Below are 23463 nucleotides of genomic sequence, written 5' to 3'. Positions count from 1 at the left end.
CTTACCCTTTCAACGCGCCGAACGTGAGGCCGGTCACGATGTGTTTCTGGACGAAGCCGAGCACGATTAGGGCCGGAAGCGTGGTCAGGAACGCCATCGCTGCCATCTCGCCCCAGTTCGTTCCGGTGACCGAGACATATTCAGCGAGCGCTGTCGTCACGGTCCTGGCGTTAGCCGAGGACGTTAGGGTCGCTGCGAACAGGTACTCGTTCCAGGCGAAAATCCAGGTCAGGATGAAGGTGACGGCCAACCCCGGCCGCGCCAGCGGCAGGATGACGTTGGACAGCACCTGGCCGGTTGTCGCACCATCGACCCGCGCCGCTTCGTCAAGCTCCAGCGGAATCCCGTCGAGCATGCCCTTCAAGAGCCAGACGGCGAAGGGCAGGTTGAAGACGCAATAAAGCAGGATCAGGCCAGTCTTCGTATCGAACAGCATGAAATCGCCGAACACGAACCACTTGGTGAAGAGCAGGAAGAGCGGCAGCAGAAACACGGCTGGCGGCGCCATGCGGTTGGTGATCAGCCAGAAAAACACATTGTCACCGCCGCCGATTTTGTAACGCGACAGCCCGAACGCCGCGAGCAGGCCGAGCGCGCACACCAGCGCTGCGTTCGATGTCGCCACGATCAGCGAATTCCAGAGATACTGCAGGAATGTCGAGCTGTTCAGCACCGCCAGAAAATTGTTCCAGTAAAGATCGTCGATGAGGAACGACTTCGAATAGAGCTTCACGCGGGGGCGCATCGAAACGACCAGCATCCACCAGACCGGAAGCAGCGTCAGAATGGTCAGGCATATCCAAAGGACGAACGAGGCTATACCGGAGCGTTTCATTGTGCGCCTCCCTTGCGGCCGGTCATGGCGACGAACAGCAGCCAGCTCAGAACGATCGTGACGTAAAGCGTCAGTAGCGACATGGCCGCACCGTAGCCGTAATCGGTCTTCGGAAAGACGTTGATCCAGATATGAAGGCCGATGAACCGGGTGGCCTCAGCCGGACCACCCTTTGTCAGCATCCAGATTTCGTCGACCGAGCGCAGCGCGTCCATCAGCCGGATGAAGACGGTTGTCAGCAGCACCGGCTTCAACATCGGAACGATCACGTACCAAAAAATCTGCAGCTTGTTGCCGCCGTCGATCTGCGCTTGTTCGAGCGGTTCTTTCGGCAAGGCGGTCAGTCCCGCCATGAGCGACAGCGTGACGAACGGCGTCCAATGCCACAGGTCCATGATGATCGCCGTGGCGAAGGCGTGATAGGCATTGGTCGAGATGTTGTAGTCGATGCCGAACCACAGTTTCAGGTAATAGGGCACGATGCCGAAGCCGGGAACGCAAAGCAGCCGCCAGGTAGCGCCGACTGCAATGGGCGCGACCACGATCGGCAGTGTGTGGATCGTGCGAAAGAACTGCCGGCCCCACAGCCGGTCTGCCATCAGCGCGCGGGCCAGGACATAGCCTAACAACAGCTCGCTCACAACGACGACGAATGCGAAGACCAGCGTGCGCGCAAGCGAGTTCAGGAATGTCGTGTCAAAAACGAGGCTGCGATAATTCTGCAGGCCTGCCCAGCGCAGGGTGGGGTCGACTGCGTTGGTGTTCCAGTCGAAGAAGCCGACATAGAGAATGTAGATGAAGGGAACAAACCCGACAACGAACAGAATTAGCGTGGCTGGTGCTAGAAACAGCCATCCGATGTTGGATTGTCTCATCCTGCGCTCCGTCAGATCGTCCTTGACACTCATTCGCCTGACTTCGAGCGTCGCGGGCAGGCCCCGCAAACCGCAGTCAGGAAAGGGGCGGCCACCTTGCTGAAGGCGACCGCCAACCGCTTGGGAGGTGCGGTCTTTTACTTGCGATAGCCGAGCTTCACGAGTTCGGCTTCGGCTGCGGTGGCGGCCTGGTCCAGCGCATCGTCCGGCTTGATCTCACCGACGATCGCTTTGTAGATGAAGGGCGCGACTACCTGCAGAACTTGCGCGTGGAACGGGAACGGCGGAGCTCCGGCGAACAGCTTTCCGTCCTCACGCATCAGCGTGTAGTAGCCGTTCATCTTCTTGTCCTGATCGACGATCTTGGGATCGTCGTAGGTCGAGTTCATGACGATGCGGGAGCCGGCCAGCGCCCAGTCGGTCTGCACTGAGGCCTGACCGATATACTGCAGGAATAGCAGCGCCGCGTCCTTGTTCTTGGACGAATGCGGGATGCCGAATGCACCACCATCGTAATAGCCGATATATCCCTTGCCGGATTCGGCTGCTTCCATGACACCCGCCTCGACCGGAGGCAATGACACTCCCACCTTGCCGACGACCGTCGATTTGCTTTCGTCGGTAGCGATCCAGGCAGCGTTTTCACCGTAGACGAGGCCTTGGGCTGCGCGGCCGGCGGCAAATGTCCCGGCAACCTCGTCCCAGGTGGACGACGTCGATTCCGGCGGCGCGTATTTCAGCAGGCCGATCCAGTAGTTGAGCGCCTTCTTCGCGGCGGCGGAGTTCATCTGGCCGCCGTTGGCTTCGGTGGCCGCGAAGGTCGTGCCATCGATGCCCCAGTTATACACGCCAAAGGTCGGCGCGACCGACTCGAAGAATTCGTAGAAGGCGGCGGGATGGCTCGACGAGGCCTGTACGGTGGTTCCCCAGAGCTCCTTGTCTGCGCCGTATTCGGTGAAGAACTTGGCGATCTGGGTATACTCGTCATGCGTCGTCGCGGGCTTCAGATCCGCACCGGTGGAATCCTTGTAGGCTTTCTGGATCGCCGGATCATCGAAAAGATCCTTGCGGTAGAGGTAAGGCTTGATGAAGGCTTCCATGGGGACGCCCATGACATCGCCCGACTTCGGATCCTTGAAATAGTTCAAGAAAGTAGTGAAATTCTCCGGCTTGAAGTCCGGCGAAGCGATCTTCGCATTATCGGTAAGCGACTTGGTGATGTCGACCAGGAAATTGCGAGCCAGATACGTATATACGATGTCCTGCTCGATATAGACGAAGTCATAGATGCCGGTATTGGCCTCCATGTCCTTGATCGCCTTGTCGTACATCTGGTCCCAGGATGTCGCTTCGAATTCGACCTTGATGCCGGTCTCTTCGGTGAACTTGGGACCGAGCACCTGCTCGACATATTTCGACGCTGGGGTCGATTCCGAGATGCCCCGGATGGTCGCGCCCTGGTAGGGTTGGGCGGCAGTTTTCCACCAGGAATCCTGAGCAAGAGCGGTCGAACTCCAAAGGCCAAGCGAAATGAAGCCGACGCCCACGGCTTTGACGAAACTGTTCATTGTTCTCCTCCATTTGGATCGCAAAATCGGTCCGGTTGTGCGTGCTAAACTCTCCTCCGACACGCTCAACGGACCACAATAGTTGTAGAAAGAACGGGTGGACACAAGCGCGGCCGTTGCGCGATACTGATACTCTCATGCGCGAAATGCCGAAAATATCCATGAAATCTTGTGTGCGTTGCACAATCCAATATTGATTGTCAGCGCAACGAGCATCGCGGGAAGCACTGGAGGATGTCCGCAATGTCAGTTGTTTCGCCAACGGTCGCGAGATTTGAATATGTCTTGACCGGCGCGGACGAGTCGTTCCTCTGGCGCCGCGACGACTATCCGTGGGAACGCAACGTCTGGAATTTCCACCCGGAGGTGGAGATCCACTACATTCCCAACGCCAGCGGCGTCCTGCTTGCAGGCGATCATGTCGGCGCGTTCACGCCGGGCCATATTTCCGTCATCGGCAGCAACCTGCCGCACGACTGGGTGACGCCGCTCGGACCGGGTGAGCGCATTCCAGGACGTGACATCGTCATCCAGTTTCTGCCGGCCAAGCTGGAGCAGGCTTCGGCCTTCCTGCCGGAACTGGCGGGGCTGCGTGACTTTCTCGCCCGCGCACAGCGGGGGCTCTCCTTCAAGGGCCGGGCGCGGGAGCAGGCGGAGGCGCTGATACTCGACATGGAGTTCCAGACCGGCTCGCTGCGGCTTTCGACCTTCCTGTCATTGCTCTCGCTGCTGCGGGACACCGACGAGTTCGATATGCTGTCTTCAGAGGCTTATGTGCCGGACCTGAGCTATGGCTCGCTCGAAGCCCTGCAACAGGTCTTCGCGTATGTCTTTGCCAATCTGTCGGAGGATATCCGGTTGCCTGATATGGCTCGCATGGTCGGCATGAGCGACAGCGCTTTCTCGCGATTCTTCAAGAAAAACAGCGGCCACACCTTCACCGACCACGTCAACAAGCTTCGTATCTGGAAAGCGGGTCAGCTATTGACCGATACCTCTATGCCGATAACGGACATCTGCTTCGAGGTGGGCTATCGCAATCTGTCAAATTTCAACCGGGTGTTTCTCCGCCACCATAACCTAACACCGACGAAATACCGGAAACTGTCCACCAACCGCAGAACCGTTCCGTTACCTCAGACAGCGACAGATCATATGCCTGTGCAGTCAGCCTAGCGATCAGTCGATGATACCTAAAGAGGAGGGAAGATGTATTCTCTCCTTGCGACTTCATTATGCCCTGGCTCGGACGATCCCTATGAAAACCGCGTAATCACGCTGATCCCTATCGCCTCCGCCTTATCGAGCGCCATCAGCGCCGGCACGGCCTCCTCGAGACTGACGCGGCGTCCGATCAGTTTCTGCGGCGCGATCTTCCCCGCCGCCAGCATGGACAGCATGGCGTCGTAGCGCCAGGCCTGCATGCCGTGGCTGCCGTAGATCTCCAGTTCGTGGCCGATCACCTGGCCCATCGGAATCCGCGGTGTCGCGTATTCGCCGAGCATCAGCCCCACCTGCACATGCCGGCCGCGCCGGCGCAGATTCTTGATCGAGTTGAAGCAGGTGGCGGGGTGGCCGAGCGCGTCGATCGAGACATGCGCGCCGCCTTTGGTGATATCGCGCACCGCCTCGGCCACGTCGGCAACGCTTGAGGCATTGACCGTCGCCACCGCGCCGCACTCTCTGGCGAAGGCGAGTTTCTCCTCCGATATGTCGATGCCGATCGCATTGGCGCCCAGCGCGGTGGCGATCATGATCGCCGACAGGCCGACGCCGCCGCAACCATGCACGGCGATCCATTCGCCGGGTCCGGTGCGCGCCTGGTCGACGACGGCGCGGAACGAGGTGGCGAAGCGGCAGCCGAGGCTTGCCGCTGTCGCGTCCTCGATCGTATCGGGCAGATGCACCAGATTGGTGTCGGCATAATCGATCGCCACATATTCGGCGAAGGAGCCCCAATGGGTGAAACCCGGTTGGAACTGGTTCGGGCAGATCTGCTGGTTGCCGGAATGGCATTCGCTGCAATGGCCGCAGCCGGACACGAAGGGCACGGTCACCCGGTCGCCCGCCTTGAAGCGCATGACGCCGCGGCCGGTGGCGACGACGCGTCCGGCAAGCTCGTGCCCCGGCACATGCGGCAGGCGGATATCGGGATCGTGGCCCATCCAGCCGTGCCAGTCGCTGCGGCAGAGCCCGCTTGCGCCGACTGCGATGACGACTCCGTCCTCGGAAGGTGTCGGATCGGGCAGCGTGCGGATTTCCGGCGCCTGCTCGAAGGCTTCGTAGAACATGGCTTTCATCGGCGTCTTCCCTTGCTGCTGTCCGGCGATTTCTCCTCATGATCGCATGCGCCAGCCCGCCATTCCAACAGAGATTCCATCATTTTTGCTGATGCACCCATCGCCAACGCCGCAGGTGTCGCGCACGAATATTGCGGCCGGACGCTGTGCTCCGGCATTTTCTTGCTTCCGTATTTCCGGCCGGGATTTGTCCTTGACCCGGCGTGCCGCCGGGGTTTTTGCTTTCCCGGATTCGCAAGGGAGATCAGCAATGGCCGTCGATACATCACCGCGTTCCACCACCTGGACTCATGTCGACGGCGAATGGCTTCCCGGCAATCCGCCGCTGATCGGGCCGACCTCGCATGCGATGTGGCTCGGCTCCACGGTGTTCGACGGTGCCCGCTGGTTCGACGGCATCGCCCCGGATCTTGATCTTCACTGCCAGCGCGTGAACCGCTCCGCACTCGCCATGGGCCTGAAGCCGGTGAAATCGGCCGAGGAGATTGCCGCGCTCGCCTGGGAAGGCGTTGGCAAATTCGACGGCGCGACGGCGATCTACATCAAGCCGATGTATTGGGGCGAACATGGTTCGCCCGGCAGCATTGTCTCCGTCGATGCCGAATCGACCCGCTTCGCGCTCTGCCTGTTCGAGGCGCCGATGGGCGGCCATGGCGGCACCAGCCTCACCGTTTCGCCCTATCGCCGTCCCTCGCCCGAAACGGCCATGACGGAGGCGAAGACCGGCTCCCTTTACCCGAACAGCGGCCGCATGATCACCGAGGCGCGCAGCCGCGGCTTCGACAATGCGCTGGTGCGCGATCTGAACGGCAATGTCGTCGAAACAGCCTCCTCCAACGTCTTTCTGGTGCGCGACGGCGTGGTGATGACGCCCGCCGCCAACCGCACCTTTCTCGCCGGCATCACCCGCGCCCGCGTCATCGGCCTCTTGCGCAAGGCCGGCTTCGACGTCGTGGAAGCCACGCTCTCGGTCGAAGATTTCCTTGCAGCCGACGAGATCTTCACGACAGGCAATTATTCCAAAGTCGCCGGCGTCACCCGCCTCGACGATCGCAATTTCCAGGAAGGCCCGGTCACCCGCAAGGCGCTGGAACTCTACATGGACTGGGCCCACGGGAGAAGTGAGAGCGAGGAGTGAGCAGTGGTTCGGCGTAGCCGAGGTAATCGATTCAGCGAATCGATTGCAACGGCGGACGTAGGTTTCAGTTCGTCAGGAACAGGGTCGTCACGCGACGATTTCAGCTTCGCAAATCGATCCCAAACCTTAACGCTCACTTGACGATGCAGAGCGGGCCTGCCCGAAACCGCTTCGCTTCCCCACACCTTTCCGCCATAGTGCGCCGAAATTTTCATACACAGAGGAACCACCCATGACCGTGCTCTCCGACGAACGGTGAGATCATCCGCGAGCTGGGCCTTGCCGCCGAGATCGATCCGGAGCACGAGATCGAGCGGCGGACCGCCTTCCTCTAGGATTATCTCGTGGCGTCGGGCATGCGCGGCTACGTCCTCGGCATTAGCGGCGGCGTCGATTCGCTGACGGCGGCGCTGATTGCTCAGAAGGCGGTGCGCGAGTTGCGTGAAGGTGGCCATGCGGCGGAATTCATTGCCGTGCGACTTCCCTACGGTGTTCAGGCCGACGAGGCCGATGCGAACCGGGCGCTGGAAACGATCGGCGCCGATCGTTCGATGGTGGTCAACATCAAGGAAGCGGCGGATGCGATGCTGGCCGCCGCGCAGAACGGCGGCCTTGCCTTTGCCGATGCCGGCCGGCAGGATTTTATCCTCGGCAACATCAAGGCCCGCCAGCGGATGATCGCCCAGTTCGCCCTGGCCGGCGCGCTCGGCGCCCTGGTGATCGGCACCGACCACGCCGCCGAGGCGGTCATGGGCTTCTTCACCAAGTTCGGCGACGGCGCCGCCGATATCCTGCCGCTCGCCGGCCTCAACAAGCGCCGCGTCCGCCTGCTGGCAAACCGGCTCGGCGCTCCGGATGAGCTGGTCTTCAAGGTGCCCACGGCCGATCTCGAGGACCAGCGGCCGCTGCGTCCCGACGAGGAGGCCTATGGCGTCACCTATAACGAGATCGACGATTTTCTTGAAGGCAAGCCGGTCGGCGAGATTGCCCGCCGCCGGATCCTTGCCGCCTATCGGGCGACTGCTCATAAGCGAGCCCTGCCGGTCGCCGTCAACGCTCTCTAAGAGCGGCGCTACGGCCGCACCGGTTCGCCGGCCCGTCCGGCCGAGGCGAGATAGGCCTGCGGGGCGAAATAGACGCCGCCGGCCTCGAAGGCCTGGAGATCTTCGGCCTGCAGTGCCTCTCGCACCTTGGGGCGCGCCGCGACGCGAGCCATGAAGCCGCTCAGTGCCGGCCATTGTTTCAGATCGATGTCGATCCAGGGCGACCAGTTGAGGCAGACGAAGAGATAGGCGTCGGCCACCGTGAAGGCATCGCCGGTAAGATAGGGTGCGGTCACACGGTCGTTCAGCCAGGCGAGCCGCTTCGAGATCACTGCGCGGATTTCTCCATGCACGCTGGAATAGATCGGGCTGAACAGCAGCACCATCGGCTTGTGCAGCTCGGCGGTGATGAAATTGAGATAGGATTGCACCTCGTTGCGCTTGATGTCGCCGACTTCCGGCAGCAGGCCCGAGCCTTCCGCCAGAAACTGCACGATCGCCGGCCCTTCGGTCAGTACCTTTCCATCGTCCAGCATCAGCGCCGGCACATAGCCGTTGCCGTTGATGACCAGGTAGTCTTCGCCTTTGCTTGTCCTGTGGGTCTTCCGATCGACCTGGACGAGCTCGATGTCGAGCCCCAGCTCCCGGCAGATGATGTGCGGCGAAAGCGAGCAGGCTGCGGCGTGCATATAGAGTTTCATCTCGGTTTCCTTTCTGCGGAGGCGGCAAGATGCCGCCGGCCGATATGTTTGGACATTTGTACTGTTTCGCATAAAATAACCGTCGTCAACAATTTAATGCGAAGCAGTACAAAATATGAAGGACGAGAAGAAACGCGGCCGCCCGAGGGCTTTTGACGCCAAGGCGGCGCTCGGCAAGGCGAGGGACGTCTTTTGGGACAGGGGCTTTGCCGCCGCCTCGCTCGACAATCTGAGTGCCGCGACCAACCTCAACCGCCCAAGCCTCTACGGCGCCTTTGGCGACAAGGAGGCTCTCTATCTCGAAGCCCTGGAGGCCTATCGGCAGGATGGCATGGACGTGCTGAAGCAGGCGCTCGACTCGTCACTGCCGCTGCGCGACAATCTCGCGAGCGTCTACGCCGGGGCGTTAGCGATCTATCTGCACGGCGAAACCGCCGCCCGCGGCTGCCTGCTGATCGGCACCGCCTCGGTCGAGGCGGTCCAACATGAGCGTGTGCGCGAGGTGCTCGGCCGCAGCCTCAACGAGTTCGATGGTGAGATCGAAAAACGCATGCGCATTGCCGTCGAAAGGGGCGAGCTTCCCGAGAGCGCCGATCCGCTGATGCTGGCAAGGCTCGCCTCCGCGGTCATGCATTCGCTTGCCGTGCGCGCCCGCGCCGGCGACAGCCGTGAGGTGCTGGAGTCGATCGCCCGCTCAGGCGTCGAGCTGATCTGCGGGAGCTCGCAGGTCTGATGTTGTGGCCTCCCTCGGCCGCACCAGCCAGGCATAGGCAGCACCGGCCAGAAGCAGCAGCGAGGTGCCGAGAAAAACCGAGCGCATGCCGATATGCCCGCCGACGAAGCCGCCGAGGATGGGGCCCGCGACCTGGCCGACATATTGCGACGAGATGGAAAGCCCGAGAATGCTGCCGGCCGCACTGTCCGGCACGCTATGGCGGATGACGGCGGCGATGCAGGGCAGCAGCCCGCCGAGTGCTGCTCCCATCAAGAAGCGCAGGATGATCAGCTGCCAGGGACTGGTGACGAGAGCCTGCGGGATCAGCAGCAGCCCGGCGACCACGAGCGCACCCGCGATCACTGGCCAGTGGCCGACCCTGTCGGCGAGCCTGCCGAGCCATGAGGCCGAAACGATGCTGCCGAGGGCGGCGGCCGACATGACGAGACCGGAGATCATCGTCACTTGCGCATCGACGGGCACGATCTCAGCGACATAGACGGTGATGATCGGCTCGATCGACATATTGGCGAGCATCAGCAGCATGCCGGTTGCCAGCATGGCAATGACGGGGCGCCTGTCGTTTATGGATCTCCAGCCGCCGCTCGCCTTGGCCGCCAGGCTGCGGGCCGGTGACTTCTCCTCCTTGATCAGCAGGGTGGTGGCGAGAAAGGCGAGGAAGATGATAGCCCCGGCGGCGAGAAACGTGCCGCGGATGCCGATGAGCTGCGGCAGTGCGCCGCCAATCAGCGGCCCGACGAGATTGCCGGCCATGATGCCGGAAGACAAGACGCCGAGCGCCCACGCCGAGCGGTCCTTCGGCGTCTGCGTCGCCACCAGCACCATCGAGCCGGAAGAGTAGCCGCCGGCAAGCCCGACGAACAGGCGCAGCGCCACCAGCTGCCAGACATTGCCGGCCATGCCCATCAGCGAGATCGCCAGCGTCATGCCGAGGCTGGCGCGCACCAGCATCAGCTTGCGGCCATAGATATCGCCGAGCCGCCCCCAGAGCGGCGCGACGAGAGCGGCCGCCAGGAAGGTGGCGCCATAGGCGATGCCCGACCATTGCACGATCGCCGCATGATCGGTCACGCCGAGCTCTTCGACATAAAGCGGCAGGAAGGGAAGCAGCAGCGTCATCGCCACGATCGTGGTGAAGGAGCCGATCAGCGAGACGGCAAGGTTGCGCCTCCAGTAGATCGAGCCTGGTCCAGCGCTGGCCGCGTCCCGTTGCGTGTCGGTCATTCTTGCCTCGGCATCGATCCTGCGGGGCAGTTGCGCCGCAAGCTGGATCATCTCGGGTAAAAGTGGTAGAAGATAGCCGATTGCATAATGCAATCGGATAATCGGAAGGTTTTGCCATGAACGAGATGCGATCCAGGCAACAGACTGTCCGCGATCTCTACACCGCCTATCTCGCCGATCGCAAGGACCTTGTCGGCGCCATGCTGACGGAGGATTTCACCTTCTCCAGCCCGCGTGACGACCATATCGACCGGGCGACCTATTTCGAGCGCTGCTGGCCCAAGGAGCCGGTCTTCCGCGCAATCCACATCGAGTTCCTGTCGGTCGACGGCGACGAGGCTGTTGTTCGCTACCGGGCCGAAAAACTGGACGGCACGAGCTTCGCCAACATGGAAAGCATTCGTTTCCGCGGCGATAGGATCGCCTCCGTGGAGGTCTATTTCGGCCGCAATCTCTGACACGCCGAAACGCCTTTAGAAGATCCGCAACGCCGACGTCGTGATGATGACCATTGAGACCGCCACCATCAGCGCCCGCACCGGCAGGCGCTTGACGAAGATGGCGCCGAAGGGGGCGGCGATGACGCCGCCGATAATGAGGCCGATCGCCGAATTGAGCTCAGACCAGCCGAGCGTCACGACGAAGGTGAGCGAAATCGTCAGCGTCACGGCGAATTCGGTAAAATTCGTCGAGCCGATTACCCGTTTCAGATCATGACCGCGCCCGACCAGCGTACTGGTGACGACAGGACCCCATCCGCCGCCGCCGATCGCATCCAGCAGGCCGCCGCAAAAGCCGACGGGCGGCACGGCCCAGTCGCGCACCTCGCGTTTGCTCGGTGGTCGGAAGCCCTTGTAGAGGATCAGCAGACCGATCGCGATCAGATAGGCCGACACGAAGGGTTCGATCACCTTGCCGTCTATATTGGCAAGCAGAGTGGCGCCAATCGCGCCGCCGATCATGCCGGCCGGGGCTAGACGCGCCACCAGCCGCCAGTCGACATTGCGATGATAGGCATGCGACAGGCCTGACGCGGCCGTCGTAAACATTTCCGTCACATGCGTCATGGCGCTGGCATTGGCCGCCGGCACCCCGAAGGCCAAGAGGCTCGTCGTCGACAGCACGCCGAAGGCCATACCGAGCGCGCCGTCGACGATCTGCGCACAGAAGCCGACAGCGATGAAAAAGAAGATATCCGATGGCATGCTGTCCCCTCAGGCGAACGGTAGCATCAGAATCGCCGATGCGGAGAAAACTTTTGCTCTCAGGAGGAAAAGCCGCGCTGCTTCAACCGGACGATCTTGAAAAAGCCGTTCGGAAAGACCGGCAGAATATCGGTCGTTGAAAAATCGCCGCGGCGTTCGGCCCAGGCGACGATGCGGTGGATGCGGAAGGCGGACGACCAGCCGATGTGACGCACCAGCGGCGCCACCGCCGCCTCGATCGCGCCCTGAAGGCCGGCGCCGTCGCCGAGCTTGCTGGCTAGGATGATCTCGCCGCCCGGCCGCAGCACCCGGGCGCATTCGTCCAGCGCCCGTTCGGGCTCGGGAATCAGCGTGATGACGAAGGGCAGGCAGACCACGTCGAAAGACTTGTCGGCAAAGTGCAGCGCATGTGCATCCATCACCTCGAGCGCCTGCACATGCTGCAGGTTTTCGCGCCGTACCTTTTCGCGCGCGCGTGCGATCATATGTTCGGAAATGTCGATGCCTGTCACCCGGCAGCGGCTCGGATAGTGGGCGAGCGTTAGACCGGTGCCGACACCAACTTCAAGAATATCGGTGCCGGCTGCGGCAGCCAGCGCGGCCAGCTTGCGGTGGCCGTCGCGCAGGATGCCGCGATAGACGCGGTCATAGACCGGTGCCCAGCGCTGATAGATTTTCTGCTGATCTTCCGCCCGGTTGCGAAGCTCCGACATGCATAAACCTCCCTGCGCCTGACCCCGAGAATCGAATCGATTTCGGAAAGCATCATGCGTTTATCGCAAACATAGAGCGCCTTGGCGCCTCTCATAGAGGCGCGGGGCTCTAAAAACTGAGCACTTCAACTCCTGAGAGTGGGTTTGGGTTCCGCTCGCAATGTGACCAAAGTCACATGACGCTGCGGTGGCCGGCTTCGCTGGCGCCAAGCCGAGCTCTTCAGCATCGATCTCGCTGCCGATCTCAACCGATTCCGTCTGCTTGTCATAGACGCAGATCTGGACGATGAGCCCCCTGGCCCCCTTCGACTTTCCCGTCACCAGGGCCAGCCCGTAATGCGAGGTGCCGAAGGGATCGACCACGGCCTTCGGCTTCTCGATTGCGACCGCCGCCTTCCTGCACTTGTCTTCCACGTCTGCGGCCAGCTGTTTCCAGGCCTCGTCCGAAGAGGCATGCGCCGCAGGGACAAGAGAGGGAAGCGCGGCAATGGCGAGATGCGGGATTATATTCCTGTTCATACCGGATCTCCATTGATGTCGGTGGCCGGTGAAGCGGTTTTCGGGGCGTCATGCCGGCGATTTTGCACGCCCGAATCCCGCCCTGAAACTGAGGCAAATTTTCCTCCGTCCGGTCGTTTTTTGATATTTCGGCGGTTGCCTCTCCCCCTTTCCCCTCCTATGTTCCGCCTCACCTGCCGATGACGCAATCTATTGCCAAGAGGAGATCTGACATGGCTTTCGAATTGCCTGAACTTCCCTATGATTACGAAGCGCTTGCCCCCTTCATGTCGAAGGAAACGCTGGAGTTTCACCACGACAAGCACCACAAGGCCTATGTCGACAACGGCAACAAGCTCGCCGCCGAAGCCGGCCTTTCGGACCTCTCGCTCGAAGAGGTCGTGAAGAAGTCCTTCGGCACCAATGCCGGCCTCTTCAACAACGCCGCCCAGCACTACAATCACATTCATTTCTGGAAATGGATGAAGAAGGGCGGCGGCGGCAACAAGCTGCCGGGCAAGCTCGAAGCGGCCTTCGCCTCCGATCTCGGCGGCTATGACAAGTTCAAGGCCGATTTCGCCAATGCCGGCGCCACCCAGTTCGGCTCCGGCTGGGCCTGGGTTTCCGTCAAGAACGGCAAGCTCGAAATCTCCAAGACCCCGAACGGCGAAAACCCGCTCGTCCATGGCGCCACGCCGATCCTCGGCGTCGACGTCTGGGAACACTCCTATTACATCGACTATCGCAACGCCCGCCCGAAATATCTCGAAGCCTTCATCGATAGCCTGATCAACTGGGACTACGTCCTGGAACGTTACGAAGAAGCCACGAAGTAAGCGCCCGGTCTCGCCGCCAGCCGCGGCGATCTCTCGATTTCGCACCCGGCGTTCTCCGAACGTCGGGTGTTTTCGTGCCGCGAGCCGTCACATCCCTGTCACCGGCCGATCCTAATCACGCTCGATGTCCTCTTCCGATGTTTCCCCGCTCCGCTTCGGCATCATCGCCGATCCGCAATATGCGGCGATCCCTCCGCATGCGGCCATGGACCGCTATTACGCCAACAGCCTCGCCAAGGTCGCCCAGGCGATCGAGGTCTTTAACGGCTGGGAATTGAGCTTCGTCATGACGCTCGGCGATATCATTGACCGCAGCTTCAGGAGCTTCGACGACATCCTGCCGGTCTACGGCAAGCTGAGGCACGAGGCGCTCTTCCTGCTCGGCAATCACGATTTCTCCGTCTCGGCGGGGCATCTCTCCGAAGTCGCCGCGCGTCTCGGCATGCCGTCGCCCTATTACAGTTTTTCCCGCCACGGCTGGCGCTTCGTCGTGCTCGACGGCAATGAGGTCAGCACCTTCGCGCCGCCCGATGGCCATCCGCACCGCGCCCTTGCCGCGCAAATGCTGGCCGAGCTGGAGGAGAAAGGCGCCAGGAATGCCCATCGGTGGAATGCTGCGCTGAGCGACGTGCAGTTCGCCTGGCTAGGCGATGAAATCGCAGAGGCAGCTGCGACCGGCGAGAAGGTGATCGTCATGAATCACTATCCCGTGCATCCGCCAAGTGAGCACGGCATGTGGGACAGCGAGCGCATCGTCGCGCTGCTCGCCTCTCATGCCAATGTCGTCGCCTATCTCAACGGTCACGACCACGTCGGCAATTACGCCAAGGCCGGCGCCTGCCACTTCGTCAATTTCAAGGGCGTAGTCGACACCGAAAGTGAAAACGCCTTCGCGATTGTCGAACTCCACCCTGACCGCATCGATATCCGCGGCTTCGGCCGCGAGGAGAACCGCACGCTGGCTTATTAGGCCAGAGATCGCCGCGTGCCCCTCATCCGGCTGCCGCCACCTTCTCCCGCACGCGGGGAGAAGGGAACATGCCGCGGCCTCGCCACTCCTCGCAGGCCTCTCGCAGGGCACGTCCCCTCTCCCCGTTTTTACGGGGAGAGGGTTAGGGTGAGGGGCAGCGCTCAACGTCAACCGACGCGTCGATGATTGGCCAAGTAGCTGATTTCACACCGTCACAGCCTTTTCCGCCCACCCGCTCGTCCACAATTGCCGCAGCCGGTCACCGTCGCCCTTGAAGAAATCGTCGCTCGCATCGCAACGCTCCACCCGGTCGCTGCGGAAATTGCGGATTGCCTGGCGCAGTTCGCACCAGGCGACGATATTGGCGGTCTGCGAATAGTAGATCAGCGCGATCGGCTGCACCGTCCGCTCGCTGGCGCGGCCGAGCTCGTCGCGATAGGCGAGCGTCAGCTTGCGTTCGTCGCGGATCGCCCGGCGCACGATCGCAAGGTCGAAGCCCACCGGCTGCACGGTCGAGCCCCAGGCATAAAGCGCCTTGTTGTCCAGCGCCTCGCGCAGCGGCGCCGGCACGGCGCCTGATATCTTCCGGTTGACCCGGCGGGCGGCCTGCTTCAGCTCCTCGTCGCCCGTACGTTCGAGCAGCGCCAGCGACAGAACGATCGCCTCCATCTCCTCGATCGAGAACATCAGGGGCGGCAGGTCGAAGCCCGGCCGCATGATGTATCCGATGCCGCGCCCGCCTTCGATCGGCACCCGCATTGCCTGAAGGGCGGCGATGTCGCGATAGATCGAGCGCACGGTCACTTCGAGCGTCTCGGCCATGACAGCCGCCGTCATCGGTTTTCTGGCGAGCCTCAGGATCTGGATGATCTCGAAAAGCCGCGAGGCCTTGCGCATTCTTGTCTCTCCATCCTCACGCTCCTGACAATACACTGTCAGTTGGGTTTGCGTATAGACCCGCCTATCGGATTGAAATCAATCGGGGCCTTTTGAAAGTGGCCCGCGGAACTGAGGGTGGCAACTGACATGAATTACCATGAAAACCTCTGGCTATTCTTCACCCTTCTCTTCGGCATCATCATCGTGCCGGGCATGGACATGCTCTTCGTGCTTGCCAATTCGCTGACCGGCGGTATCAGGCGGGGGCTCGCGGCAACGGGCGGTATCATGGCGGGCGGCGCCGTGCATTCGGCCTATGGCGCGGCCGGCGTCGGCGTGCTCGTCACCATGCTGCCGCAGCTCTTCAACCTGCTGCTCTTTGCCGGCGTCGGTTATATGATCTGGATTGGCGTTTCGCTGATGCGCAGTTCGATCACCGTCGAGGTGGTCGGGCCGGCGACGGCGCGCTCTGGCTGGCGCGCCTTCTGCCAGGGCGCCGTCACCTGTCTCGTCAATCCCAAGGCCTATATTTTCATGTTCGCGGTCTACCCGCAGTTCCTGAGACCGGAATATGGCCCGGTCTGGATGCAGGGTGTGATCATGGGCGCCATGACTATCGTCACGCAGTTCGCCGTTTACGGAACGCTGGCGATGACGGCAGGCCGCAGCCGCGACCTGCTGGTGGCAAATCCCGACGCCACGGCCTTTGTCGGCCGTTGCGCCGGACTGCTCCTGGTTGCGGTCTCCGCTTTCAGCCTCTGGCAAGGTTGGAAAACCACCTGAGACGCCGGTTATCACATTGTTTTTATGACCCTCCGGCAAAACGTGACTGCCTGGACGCATGGATTTTGTCATGCTCCCGGTGCAGATTGGCCATCGGCCGCCTTGGCCCCAGCAACAATGCTGAGAAAACGGAGAGGAAATATGAATTGGAAAGCAGTAGCTGCCGCCGCAGCGATGGCCGGCATCGCCTTCGGGTCGGTGACCGCCGCCGATGGCACCCATGATTCGCGCATTGCGCTGATGAAGAAGATCGGCGGTTCGGCGGGCGCCATGGCCGCCATCGCCAAGGGCGAGAAGCCCTATGATGCCGAGACGGTAAAGGCGGCGCTGACGACGATCGCCGCCACCGCCAAGGTTTTCCCCGATCAGTTCAATCCGGGCAGCGATATGAACGATCCCGAGGTCAGCCCGAAGGTCTGGGAAAACATGGACGACTTCAAGGCGCGTGCCGCAAAGCTCTCGACTGACGCCGAGACCGCGCTGGCTCAGCTTCCGGCCGATGCCGCCGCTGTCGGCGCGACCATAAACACCCTCGGCGCCAATTGCGGCGGCTGTCACAAGGCCTATCGTATCAAGAATTGATAGACCGTTCGATCTGGAACTTGATGCGCGATCCGCGCCGGCCTGGCCGCTGGCGCGGATCACCTTGTTCTCCGCGTGTGGGCTGGTGCCGAATCGTTCCGCACAGGAAAATCTCGGAAAAAGGGAGGCGGAGCATGATCCGCAGGTTCATCCGGTTTCTGCTCTGTCTGATCGGCGTCGTCGTTCTCGGCGGCGGCGCCTTCTATCTCGTCACCGCGCCCGATCCGCTGCCGGAGAGCCATTGGGCCGGTCTCGGCGCGCCGGATCCGGCAAACGGTGAGATGGTCTTCCGGGCGGGCGGCTGCGTCAGCTGTCATTCAGCACCCGGTTCCGAAGGCGATGCCAGGCTGACGCTGTCGGGCGGCCTGGCGCTGAAGAGCCCGTTCGGCACCTTCCACGTGCCGAACATTTCGCCGGATGAAAAGGCCGGCATCGGCGCCTGGACGCTGGCCGAATTCGGCAATGCGATGAAGCGCGGCGTCGGCCCGGATGGCCAGCATCTTTACCCGTCTTTTCCCTATGGCTCCTATTCCCGCATGAGCGACAAGGACGTCAACGATCTCTTCGCCTTCCTGAAGACCCTGCCGAAGAGCGCCAACGTCGCGCCCCCGCATGAACTGCCCTTTCCTTACAACATCCGCCTTGCGCTCGGCGGCTGGAAATTCCTCTATTTCAACGATCAGCCGCGCGTCGCGCTCGCCAAGAACGACGACAAGATCAAGCGCGGGCAGTATCTCGTCGAAGGCCCCGGCCATTGCGGCGAGTGCCACACGCCGCGCAATGGGCTCGGCGGCTTCCAGGCCGATTTGTGGCTCGCCGGCGCTCCTAACCCCGAGGGGAAGGGGCGCATACCCGATATCACCCCGGCCTCCAAGAGCATCGGCGGCTGGAGCGAGGCCGATATCGCCAACTACCTCGAAACCGGCTTCACGCCCGATTTCGATTCCGTCGGCGGTTCGATGGTCGATGTGCAGCAGAACATCGCCCGCCTGCCGGCTGCCGACCGCGAGGCGATCGCCGCCTATTTGAAGGCCGTGCCGGGGCGTTAGACAACATGGCTAGGCCCTGCCTTCATGCGCCCCCTTAAAGGGAGGTGGGACCCGGCATCAGATCATAGGGATGGCGCCAGCCGGGCATGCTGCTGATCCGGTCTTTCCAGGCCGCGATAGCCGGATAGGCGCTGTGATCAATCCCGGTTTCCTCTGGCATGAAGACGTAGCCTGCCAAGGAGAGGTCTGCGATTGTCAGGCGGCTCCCGACCATAAAGGCCCGGTGGGCAAGGTGGCCGTCGACAATTGCATAGGCAGCCTTGGCCCGCAGCCTCAAAAACTCGACGACCGGTGTCTCGCCGCTCTTCTGAAGGCCGTAAATGAACCTCAGGGTCGCGTAATAGCTCGTGAATTTATGGTTGTCGAAAAGGATCCAGCGCATGATCTCGCGCCGTTCTTCGGCTGTCTGCGCCCCAAACTGCCCCGTCACCTCTGACAAGTAGTCGAGGATGACCCCCGATTGGCTGATCTTCGTTTGCCCATGTTCGAGGACGGGCGCCTCGCCCTGTTCGTTGATGGTTTCTCGCCATTGTTCGGTTCGCGTTTCACCGCCGAGATAATCGACGAAAATGCTCTCCCACTCGATGCCGGCAAGGGCGAAGAAGAGGGCGACCTTGTAGGCGTTCCCCGAGAGAGCGAAGCAATGGAGTTTGAAGTCAGGCATGCAATCTCCTCATGACAACAAAGACTTAGACCCGCGACGCGGTTAAGCGATCGACTGCATGTAACGCATGCCGGTCACCGGCCTCGGCGTGAAATCCATCTGTTCGTAGAAGCGGTGGGCGAGCACATTGCCGGTCGCGGCGCTGACGGAAAGGTAGCCGCAGCCGGCATTGCGCGCCGTCTCGCGGGCCCGGTCGACGAGCAACTGGCCGGTGCCATGGCCGCGATGGCCGTCGCGCACGAAGAGATGGTGCAGGTCCATGCCGCGCTTGCCTTCCTGCGCCCTGTAGAGCGGCACCAGAATCGCGTAGCCGATCAGCCCTTCGCCGGTTTCGGCGACAAGCGCGGTAATCCAGGGCAGCGGGCCGAACAGGTCGCGCTCCAATTGCTCCGGCGTCGTGGCGGCCGCATCGCCGTGATGGGCGGCAAGCAGGGCGATCATGTCGTTGAGCTCGGGCAGATCGCGCGGTTTGGCGGTGCGGATCGTCACCACCGATGGCCGCATCAGTGAAATTTCGCTGTCTTCGATTTCGGTCATGGTCTTCGCGTCCTTTGATAATCTGCCGTCAGGACGCTGCCGATACAACAAAGCCGCCTGACGGCGGCTTGTTGACAATATGATCTGTCCGGCCGCCCTTTACAGGTACAGCCAAAAATACGAGCGGCTCTGGTGCACGTTCTTGATCATGCAGCATCCATCGCCGCAAACGCGGCATTTGTCAATGGCGTGAGCGCATGACGCTGAAACATGTCAGACCCTCGAATCCAGCCGAGAACGCCAATAGGATACCCCCTATACTAAACGAAGGTCTGCGATGTCCCACCCCACTCTGCAGAAGAAGAAGCTCGTTGCCCGCGTCAGCCGCCTGAAGGGGCGGCTGGAAGCCGTCGAGCGGGCGCTCGAGGCTGAACGCCCCTGCGGCGAAATCCTGCAACTGCTCGCCTCCATTCGGGGCGCGCTGACCGGGCTGACCAGCGAGGTTTTGGACGATCACCTGCGCCCCGGCCATCACGCGGCAATCGTCGCCATCGTCACCCCGCAGCCGCACGAGCCGGCGTTCTACAAGGGCAGGCTTTCGGCGCTTGAAGAATTGTCGCATGTGACGGTCGAGGTCACGCGCGCCGCCTGATCGGCTGCGGGCGGAGGACGAAATCGCCGCTGCTCAACAAGGTTGCAGCAGCTGACAACAAGTTGCAGCAGCTGACAACAAGTTGCAGCGGGGACGAGATGCCGCCGCAATCGGTCCTTAGCTCTATTCTCCGAATCGTCGGAGGAATTCATGGATATCAGCCTTACTCGCCGCACGCTGATCGGCTCGGTACTCTGCCTGCCTGCTTTGAGCCTGTCCACGCTGGCGCGTGCCGCCAATGCGCAGGAAACTGCCGGGGAGGGCGACGACAATATCGAGCATCGCCTTGCCGCGCTCGAAAAGCGCACCGGCGGCCGTCTCGGCGTCTCGGTGCTCGATACCCAGACGAGCATCTCCTTCGGCTATCGCGGCAGCGAGGCCTTTCCGATGTGCAGCACCTTCAAGGCGCTGGCCGCAGGCTTCGTCCTTGCCCGCGCCGACAAGGGGCAGGAGAGCCTCGAGCGGCGGGTGACCTACGGTAGCGACAAGCTCGTCGACTATTCGCCGGTCAGCGAAAAACACGCCGGTGCCGACGGCATGACCCTCGCCGAACTCTGCGAGGCGGCGGTGACCGTTAGCGACAACACCGCCGGCAACCTGCTGCTCGAAAGTTTCGGCGGTCCGCCGGCGCTGACCGACTGGCTGCGCTCGATCGGCGACGGCACGACCCGTCTCGACCGCACCGAACCGACACTGAACGAGGGTCGCAAGGGCGATCCGCGCGACACGACGGCACCCGACGCGATGCTCGATACGCTCGGCAATCTGACGCTCGGTTCGGTGCTGACTGGGGCCTCTTGCGACAAGCTGATCGCCTGGCTGGTGGCAAGCACCACGGGCAAGGAGCGGCTGCGGGCCGGCCTGCCTGCCGATTGGAAGGTCGGCGACAAGACCGGCACCGGCCAAAACGGCTCCCTCGGCGACATCGCCGTCATCTGGCCGCCCGACCGCGGCCCGATCGTCGCAGCCGTCTATATCGCCGAGGCGACCGTGCCGGCCAAGGAGCTCAACCTGATCTTTGCCGAAGTCGGCAAGATGGTAACCGAGATGGTGTGAAGCAGGGAGTCGCTTCAGAAGCAATTGATTACCGCATCGACATCAAGTTCGTGATAAGACCCGCTTTGATGTCGAGCACCGGCCGATTGGCCTCGGGGTGAGCGATGTCTCTCAGCTGATAAGGTGTCAGCTCTGCCAATTGTTTCCGACTCGCGATAGCCCGCTGCCATGTTCTCAGGGCAGCAAACAAAGTCGTTAGGATGTTCATGGGACCAGCCATCTGCCTTGTCGGCGCGCTGACGAAGGTCTGTGTTTCCGTATGAGCCATTTCCGATCTCCCACCTGTGATGTGCAGGTGGAAATCTCCCATGCGGGCGTTTTCACCCTGTTCGGCTGAGCGTGAACGGGGAAGAAAACTTCGACAAGCCGCCGCTAAATCGGTGTTAAATCCGTCTTTCCCAAATGCTATTCTGCCAACGGCGGTCCAAAGCTGGAGGCTTTCTGTGCGCATCAGGATGCTAGGCGGTCTCGAGGTTATCTCCGGAGAGGGCCGGCAAGTCCGCTTCGCCACGCGCAAGACGTCGCTGCTGTTTGCGGCTCTCGCCCTGGCAGGCCGCCGCGGCTGTCGCAGGGAGGTGCTTTCGGAAGCCTTCTGGCCGGGGCGAAGCGATGAGCAGGCCCGCAACAGCTTGCGGCAGGCGCTGGTCGATATCAGGCGGTCGTTCCCGGCAAGCAGTGACGCCACCACCTATATCGAGGGGGATCAGGAGACGGTGGCGCTGATTGTCGCTCCCGATGAAGTCGACATTTCACTCTTCGACCGGAAGCTGGGGACGGGCTCGAGCGCAGATCTGGCCTCCGCGGCGGATCTCTACCGCGGCGACCTGCTTGAGGGCGAGTCCATTCCGGATGAGTTGGGTGAGTGGTTCGCACCTTACCGGAGCACATATCAGCGCAAGGCGCTGCAGCTCGTGGAACGTTTGAGCCTTGCCCTCTTCGAACCAGGTTCCGCGGAAGAATTGCCCTGCGAAGCGCTTGCCGCGAGACTACTCGCCTCCGACCCGACGGCGGAGGCTGCCCACAGGGCGCTGATGCGGATCCACGCTCTCCGCGGCCACGAGAACATGGCCTTGCGCCAGTTCGAGACCTGCCGGGCTCTCCTGAAGAAGCATCTGGACGTCGAACCCGAAGCGGAGACCTCGTCTCTGGCCGCCACGCTGCAACCGCGGCAGCGACCCGGTGATCGGCGGGCTGCGGCCGCAGTCGAGCCGCAGCTGCAAGTCTTCTCAGCCCCGGCCAAGCATCATGACCGTCCATCGGTTGCGGTGCTGTCCTTCCAAAATTTGAGCGGCGATGCGGAACAGGACTATTTTGCCGACGGCATCGTGGAGGATATCACGATCGCTCTCGCGCAGTTCCGCCACCTCTATGTCATCGCCCGCAATTCGAGCTTCACCTACAAGGGACAGGCCGTCGACATAAAGCGGGTCGGGCGCGAGCTGGACGTGGACTATGTGGTCGAGGGGAGCGTGCGCCGCGCGGGCGACCGGCTTCGTATCGCCGGACAACTCATCGACACCTCGACCGGCGCGTATCTCTGGGCAGACCGTTTCGACGGGACGCTGGCGAACCTGTTCGATCTGCAGGATCAGATTGCATCGAGCATTGTTGGCGCAATAACGCCGAAAGTGGAAGAGGCGGAGATCGAGCGCGCCAAACGCAAGCCGACCGAGAGCCTTGACGCCTATGACTATTATCTCCGCGGGCTGGCGGCCTTCGATCGGACGGTGACCAACAGATCGGTCGTCGACGAGGCCCTGCGGCTGTTCACGAAGGCGATCGAGCGCGATCCGGATTTTGCCATCGCCCATGCCCGGGCGGCGCGCTGCTATGCGACCCGGAAGAGCAACGGCTGGATGGTTGATCCCGGCACCGAGATTGAAGAAGCGACCCGATTGGCGAGAAGAGCCGTCGGACTCGGCTGGGACGATGCAGTCGCGCTCTCCTACGGGGGATATGTGCTCGGTTATGTCGGCGGCGATCTCGATGAAAGCGCTGCTTGTATCGATCGGGCCCTCTTCCTCAACCCGAACCTCGCCATTGCCCTGGGCGTCAGCAGCTGGGTGCGAGCCTGCCTGGGCGAGCCGGACAAGGCCATCGAACACGCCGCTCTGGCCATGCGCCTGAGCCCCTTGGATCCGCGCCTGTTTGCCTGGCAGTTCAACACTGGGCTGGCTCACTTCTGCGCCGGTCACTACGACGATTCCGCCGCCTGGGCGGCAAAATCCCTGCGCCACCAGCCGAACTACCCGAGCGCGATGCGTGTGATGGCGGCGGCCCACGCCATGGCCGGGCGGAGCGCGGAAGCAGGGGAAACGATTGCGCGACTGCACCTGCTGGATCCGGCGCTTCGGCTTTCGAATCTCGCCGACATTCTGCCACCGTTCCGGCGGCCGGATGACCGCAACCGCTATATCGAAGCCCTTCGTATGGCCGGATTGCCGGAGTAGGCATGCGGCGAAGGAGTTCAATCCGATCTTTGCCGAAGTCGGCCGCATGATTGTCGAGATGGTTTGAGGGAGGAACATGCGAACGGTAGGATCGACAGATCTCCGATGCGCCCGGAAAACTCCTCCCCAACCCCTCCCCACAAGGGGGAGGGGCTCACCCGCAGCGGGATTCTGCCACTAAAATATGCCGCCACATGCTGAGCCCTCGGGGATGAATTTCGACGGTGCA

Annotated in this window: 23 protein-coding genes and 4 pseudogenes; 14 read left to right on the top strand and 13 right to left on the bottom strand. The window is 62.0% G+C overall.

Translation table 11 applies throughout. From position 1 onward, the window contains the following. Window position 1 precedes the first annotated feature (1 nt). From J7U39_RS13515 to J7U39_RS13505, 3 genes are all read right to left on the bottom strand, one after another. Window positions 2-835 carry a carbohydrate ABC transporter permease gene (locus J7U39_RS13515; protein WP_210628645.1) on the bottom strand — a complete coding sequence of 278 codons (834 nt, stop codon included), beginning with the start codon at window positions 833-835 and terminating at the stop codon, window positions 2-4. Next, on the bottom strand, window positions 832-1710 hold the full coding sequence (locus tag J7U39_RS13510; RefSeq protein WP_097591494.1) for a sugar ABC transporter permease: 879 nt from the start codon (window positions 1708-1710) through the stop codon (window positions 832-834). The genes J7U39_RS13515 and J7U39_RS13510 overlap by 4 nt, the downstream gene beginning before the upstream one ends. 137 nt (window positions 1711-1847) lie before the next feature. Further along, window positions 1848-3278 (bottom strand): extracellular solute-binding protein, encoded by a 1431-nt coding sequence (locus J7U39_RS13505; protein WP_210628644.1) that lies wholly within the window; start codon window positions 3276-3278, stop codon window positions 1848-1850. A gap of 243 nt (window positions 3279-3521) precedes the next feature. On the opposite strand from J7U39_RS13505, the gene J7U39_RS13500 reads away from it, so the two are divergent. Further along, window positions 3522-4454 carry an AraC family transcriptional regulator gene (locus tag J7U39_RS13500; RefSeq protein ID WP_210631669.1) on the top strand — a complete coding sequence of 311 codons (933 nt, stop codon included), beginning with the start codon at window positions 3522-3524 and terminating at the stop codon, window positions 4452-4454. 80 nt (window positions 4455-4534) lie between these two features. On the opposite strand, the gene J7U39_RS13495 is transcribed toward J7U39_RS13500, so the two are convergent. Continuing rightward, window positions 4535-5578: a zinc-dependent alcohol dehydrogenase family protein gene (locus J7U39_RS13495; protein WP_210628643.1), complete on the bottom strand. Its 1044-nt coding sequence runs from the start codon at window positions 5576-5578 to the stop codon at window positions 4535-4537. A 250-nt stretch (window positions 5579-5828) separates the two neighbouring features. Here J7U39_RS13495 and J7U39_RS13490 point away from each other — a divergent pair, with 250 nt between their 5' ends. Together J7U39_RS13490 and nadE are read left to right on the top strand one after the other, a co-directional pair. Further along, window positions 5829-6716, top strand: coding sequence for a branched-chain amino acid aminotransferase (locus J7U39_RS13490; RefSeq protein WP_210628642.1), 888 nt, complete (start codon window positions 5829-5831; stop codon window positions 6714-6716). Between the two features lie 232 nt (window positions 6717-6948). Beyond that, window positions 6949-7780: pseudogene (gene nadE / locus J7U39_RS13485) on the top strand (ammonia-dependent NAD(+) synthetase). A gap of 8 nt (window positions 7781-7788) precedes the next feature. Here nadE and J7U39_RS13480 read toward each other — a convergent pair. Continuing rightward, the gene (locus J7U39_RS13480; RefSeq protein ID WP_210628641.1) at window positions 7789-8460 is read right to left on the bottom strand and encodes a glutathione S-transferase N-terminal domain-containing protein; all 672 of its coding nucleotides are present in this window, start codon (window positions 8458-8460) and stop codon (window positions 7789-7791) included. A gap of 115 nt (window positions 8461-8575) precedes the next feature. On the opposite strand from J7U39_RS13480, the gene J7U39_RS13475 reads away from it, so the two are divergent. Beyond that, window positions 8576-9193, top strand: coding sequence for a TetR/AcrR family transcriptional regulator (locus J7U39_RS13475; RefSeq protein ID WP_210628640.1), 618 nt, complete (start codon window positions 8576-8578; stop codon window positions 9191-9193). Here the strand turns inward: J7U39_RS13475 and J7U39_RS13470 are convergent. After that, window positions 9155-10420: an MFS transporter gene (locus J7U39_RS13470; RefSeq protein ID WP_210628639.1), complete on the bottom strand. Its 1266-nt coding sequence runs from the start codon at window positions 10418-10420 to the stop codon at window positions 9155-9157. The two genes, J7U39_RS13475 and J7U39_RS13470, sit on opposite strands and share 39 nt — an antisense overlap. A gap of 116 nt (window positions 10421-10536) precedes the next feature. Here J7U39_RS13470 and J7U39_RS13465 point away from each other — a divergent pair, with 116 nt between their 5' ends. Next, complete coding sequence (locus J7U39_RS13465) at window positions 10537-10878, top strand: nuclear transport factor 2 family protein (protein ID WP_210628638.1); 342 nt, start codon at window positions 10537-10539, stop codon at window positions 10876-10878. Window positions 10879-10893: 15 nt separating this feature from the next. On the opposite strand, the gene J7U39_RS13460 is transcribed toward J7U39_RS13465, so the two are convergent. The 3 genes and pseudogenes from J7U39_RS13460 to J7U39_RS13450 form a co-directional block, all read right to left on the bottom strand. Next, window positions 10894-11625 (bottom strand): sulfite exporter TauE/SafE family protein, encoded by a 732-nt coding sequence (locus J7U39_RS13460; RefSeq protein WP_210628637.1) that lies wholly within the window; start codon window positions 11623-11625, stop codon window positions 10894-10896. A 59-nt stretch (window positions 11626-11684) separates the two neighbouring features. Next, window positions 11685-12338, bottom strand: coding sequence for a class I SAM-dependent methyltransferase (locus J7U39_RS13455; protein ID WP_210628636.1), 654 nt, complete (start codon window positions 12336-12338; stop codon window positions 11685-11687). A 195-nt stretch (window positions 12339-12533) separates the two neighbouring features. Then, window positions 12534-12857, bottom strand: a pseudogene (locus J7U39_RS13450) (hypothetical protein); the annotation flags it as partial. Window positions 12858-13069: 212 nt separating this feature from the next. Here J7U39_RS13450 and J7U39_RS13445 point away from each other — a divergent pair. Then, a complete protein-coding gene (locus J7U39_RS13445) occupies window positions 13070-13672 on the top strand; it encodes a superoxide dismutase (RefSeq protein ID WP_012483135.1) in 603 nt (200 codons plus the stop codon). Window positions 13673-13796: 124 nt separating this feature from the next. Next, on the top strand, window positions 13797-14642 hold the full coding sequence (locus J7U39_RS13440) for a metallophosphoesterase (protein WP_210628635.1): 846 nt from the start codon (window positions 13797-13799) through the stop codon (window positions 14640-14642). 204 nt (window positions 14643-14846) lie between these two features. On the opposite strand, the gene J7U39_RS13435 is transcribed toward J7U39_RS13440, so the two are convergent. Further along, window positions 14847-15539: a YafY family protein gene (locus J7U39_RS13435; RefSeq protein WP_210628634.1), complete on the bottom strand. Its 693-nt coding sequence runs from the start codon at window positions 15537-15539 to the stop codon at window positions 14847-14849. Window positions 15540-15668: 129 nt separating this feature from the next. Between J7U39_RS13435 and J7U39_RS13430 the strand changes: the two genes are divergently transcribed. The 3 genes from J7U39_RS13430 (at window position 15669) to J7U39_RS13420 (ending at window position 17935) form a co-directional block, all read left to right on the top strand. Further along, the gene (locus tag J7U39_RS13430; protein WP_210628633.1) at window positions 15669-16304 is read left to right on the top strand and encodes a LysE family translocator; all 636 of its coding nucleotides are present in this window, start codon (window positions 15669-15671) and stop codon (window positions 16302-16304) included. Window positions 16305-16445: 141 nt separating this feature from the next. Further along, entirely contained in the window at window positions 16446-16886 is a 441-nt protein-coding gene (locus J7U39_RS13425; protein WP_210628632.1) for a cytochrome c, read from the top strand. A 134-nt stretch (window positions 16887-17020) separates the two neighbouring features. Next, window positions 17021-17935: a cytochrome c gene (locus J7U39_RS13420; protein WP_210628631.1), complete on the top strand. Its 915-nt coding sequence runs from the start codon at window positions 17021-17023 to the stop codon at window positions 17933-17935. 34 nt (window positions 17936-17969) lie between these two features. Here the strand turns inward: J7U39_RS13420 and J7U39_RS13415 are convergent, their stop codons facing one another. Both J7U39_RS13415 and J7U39_RS13410 read right to left on the bottom strand, forming a co-directional pair. Continuing rightward, window positions 17970-18599 (bottom strand): glutathione S-transferase, encoded by a 630-nt coding sequence (locus tag J7U39_RS13415; protein WP_210628630.1) that lies wholly within the window; start codon window positions 18597-18599, stop codon window positions 17970-17972. Between the two features lie 42 nt (window positions 18600-18641). After that, on the bottom strand, window positions 18642-19136 hold the full coding sequence (locus J7U39_RS13410) for a GNAT family N-acetyltransferase (RefSeq protein WP_210628629.1): 495 nt from the start codon (window positions 19134-19136) through the stop codon (window positions 18642-18644). A 277-nt stretch (window positions 19137-19413) separates the two neighbouring features. On the opposite strand from J7U39_RS13410, the pseudogene dmeR reads away from it, so the two are divergent. The 3 genes and pseudogenes from dmeR to bla all read left to right on the top strand — a co-directional run. Then, a pseudogene (gene dmeR / locus J7U39_RS13405) lies at window positions 19414-19599 on the top strand (Ni(II)/Co(II)-sensing transcriptional repressor DmeR); the annotation flags it as partial. Beyond that, window positions 19594-19728: pseudogene (locus J7U39_RS13400) on the top strand (cation transporter); the annotation flags it as partial. The pseudogenes dmeR and J7U39_RS13400, both read left to right, overlap by 6 nt. Window positions 19729-19878: 150 nt before the next feature. After that, on the top strand, window positions 19879-20784 hold the full coding sequence (gene bla, locus J7U39_RS13395; RefSeq protein WP_210628628.1) for a class A beta-lactamase: 906 nt from the start codon (window positions 19879-19881) through the stop codon (window positions 20782-20784). A gap of 28 nt (window positions 20785-20812) precedes the next feature. Here the strand turns inward: bla and J7U39_RS13390 are convergent, their stop codons facing one another. Then, the gene (locus J7U39_RS13390) at window positions 20813-21052 is read right to left on the bottom strand and encodes a DUF1127 domain-containing protein (protein ID WP_210628627.1); all 240 of its coding nucleotides are present in this window, start codon (window positions 21050-21052) and stop codon (window positions 20813-20815) included. Between the two features lie 175 nt (window positions 21053-21227). Between J7U39_RS13390 and J7U39_RS13385 the strand changes: the two genes are divergently transcribed. After that, window positions 21228-23234 carry a BTAD domain-containing putative transcriptional regulator gene (locus J7U39_RS13385; protein ID WP_210628626.1) on the top strand — a complete coding sequence of 669 codons (2007 nt, stop codon included), beginning with the start codon at window positions 21228-21230 and terminating at the stop codon, window positions 23232-23234. Window positions 23235-23463 lie beyond the last annotated feature (229 nt).

It is taken from the genome of Rhizobium sp. NLR16a (assembly GCF_017948245.1).
In the GTDB taxonomy this organism is placed as follows: Bacteria; Pseudomonadota; Alphaproteobacteria; order Rhizobiales; family Rhizobiaceae; genus Rhizobium.
This window is presented reverse-complemented; position numbering and strand designations above follow the sequence as displayed.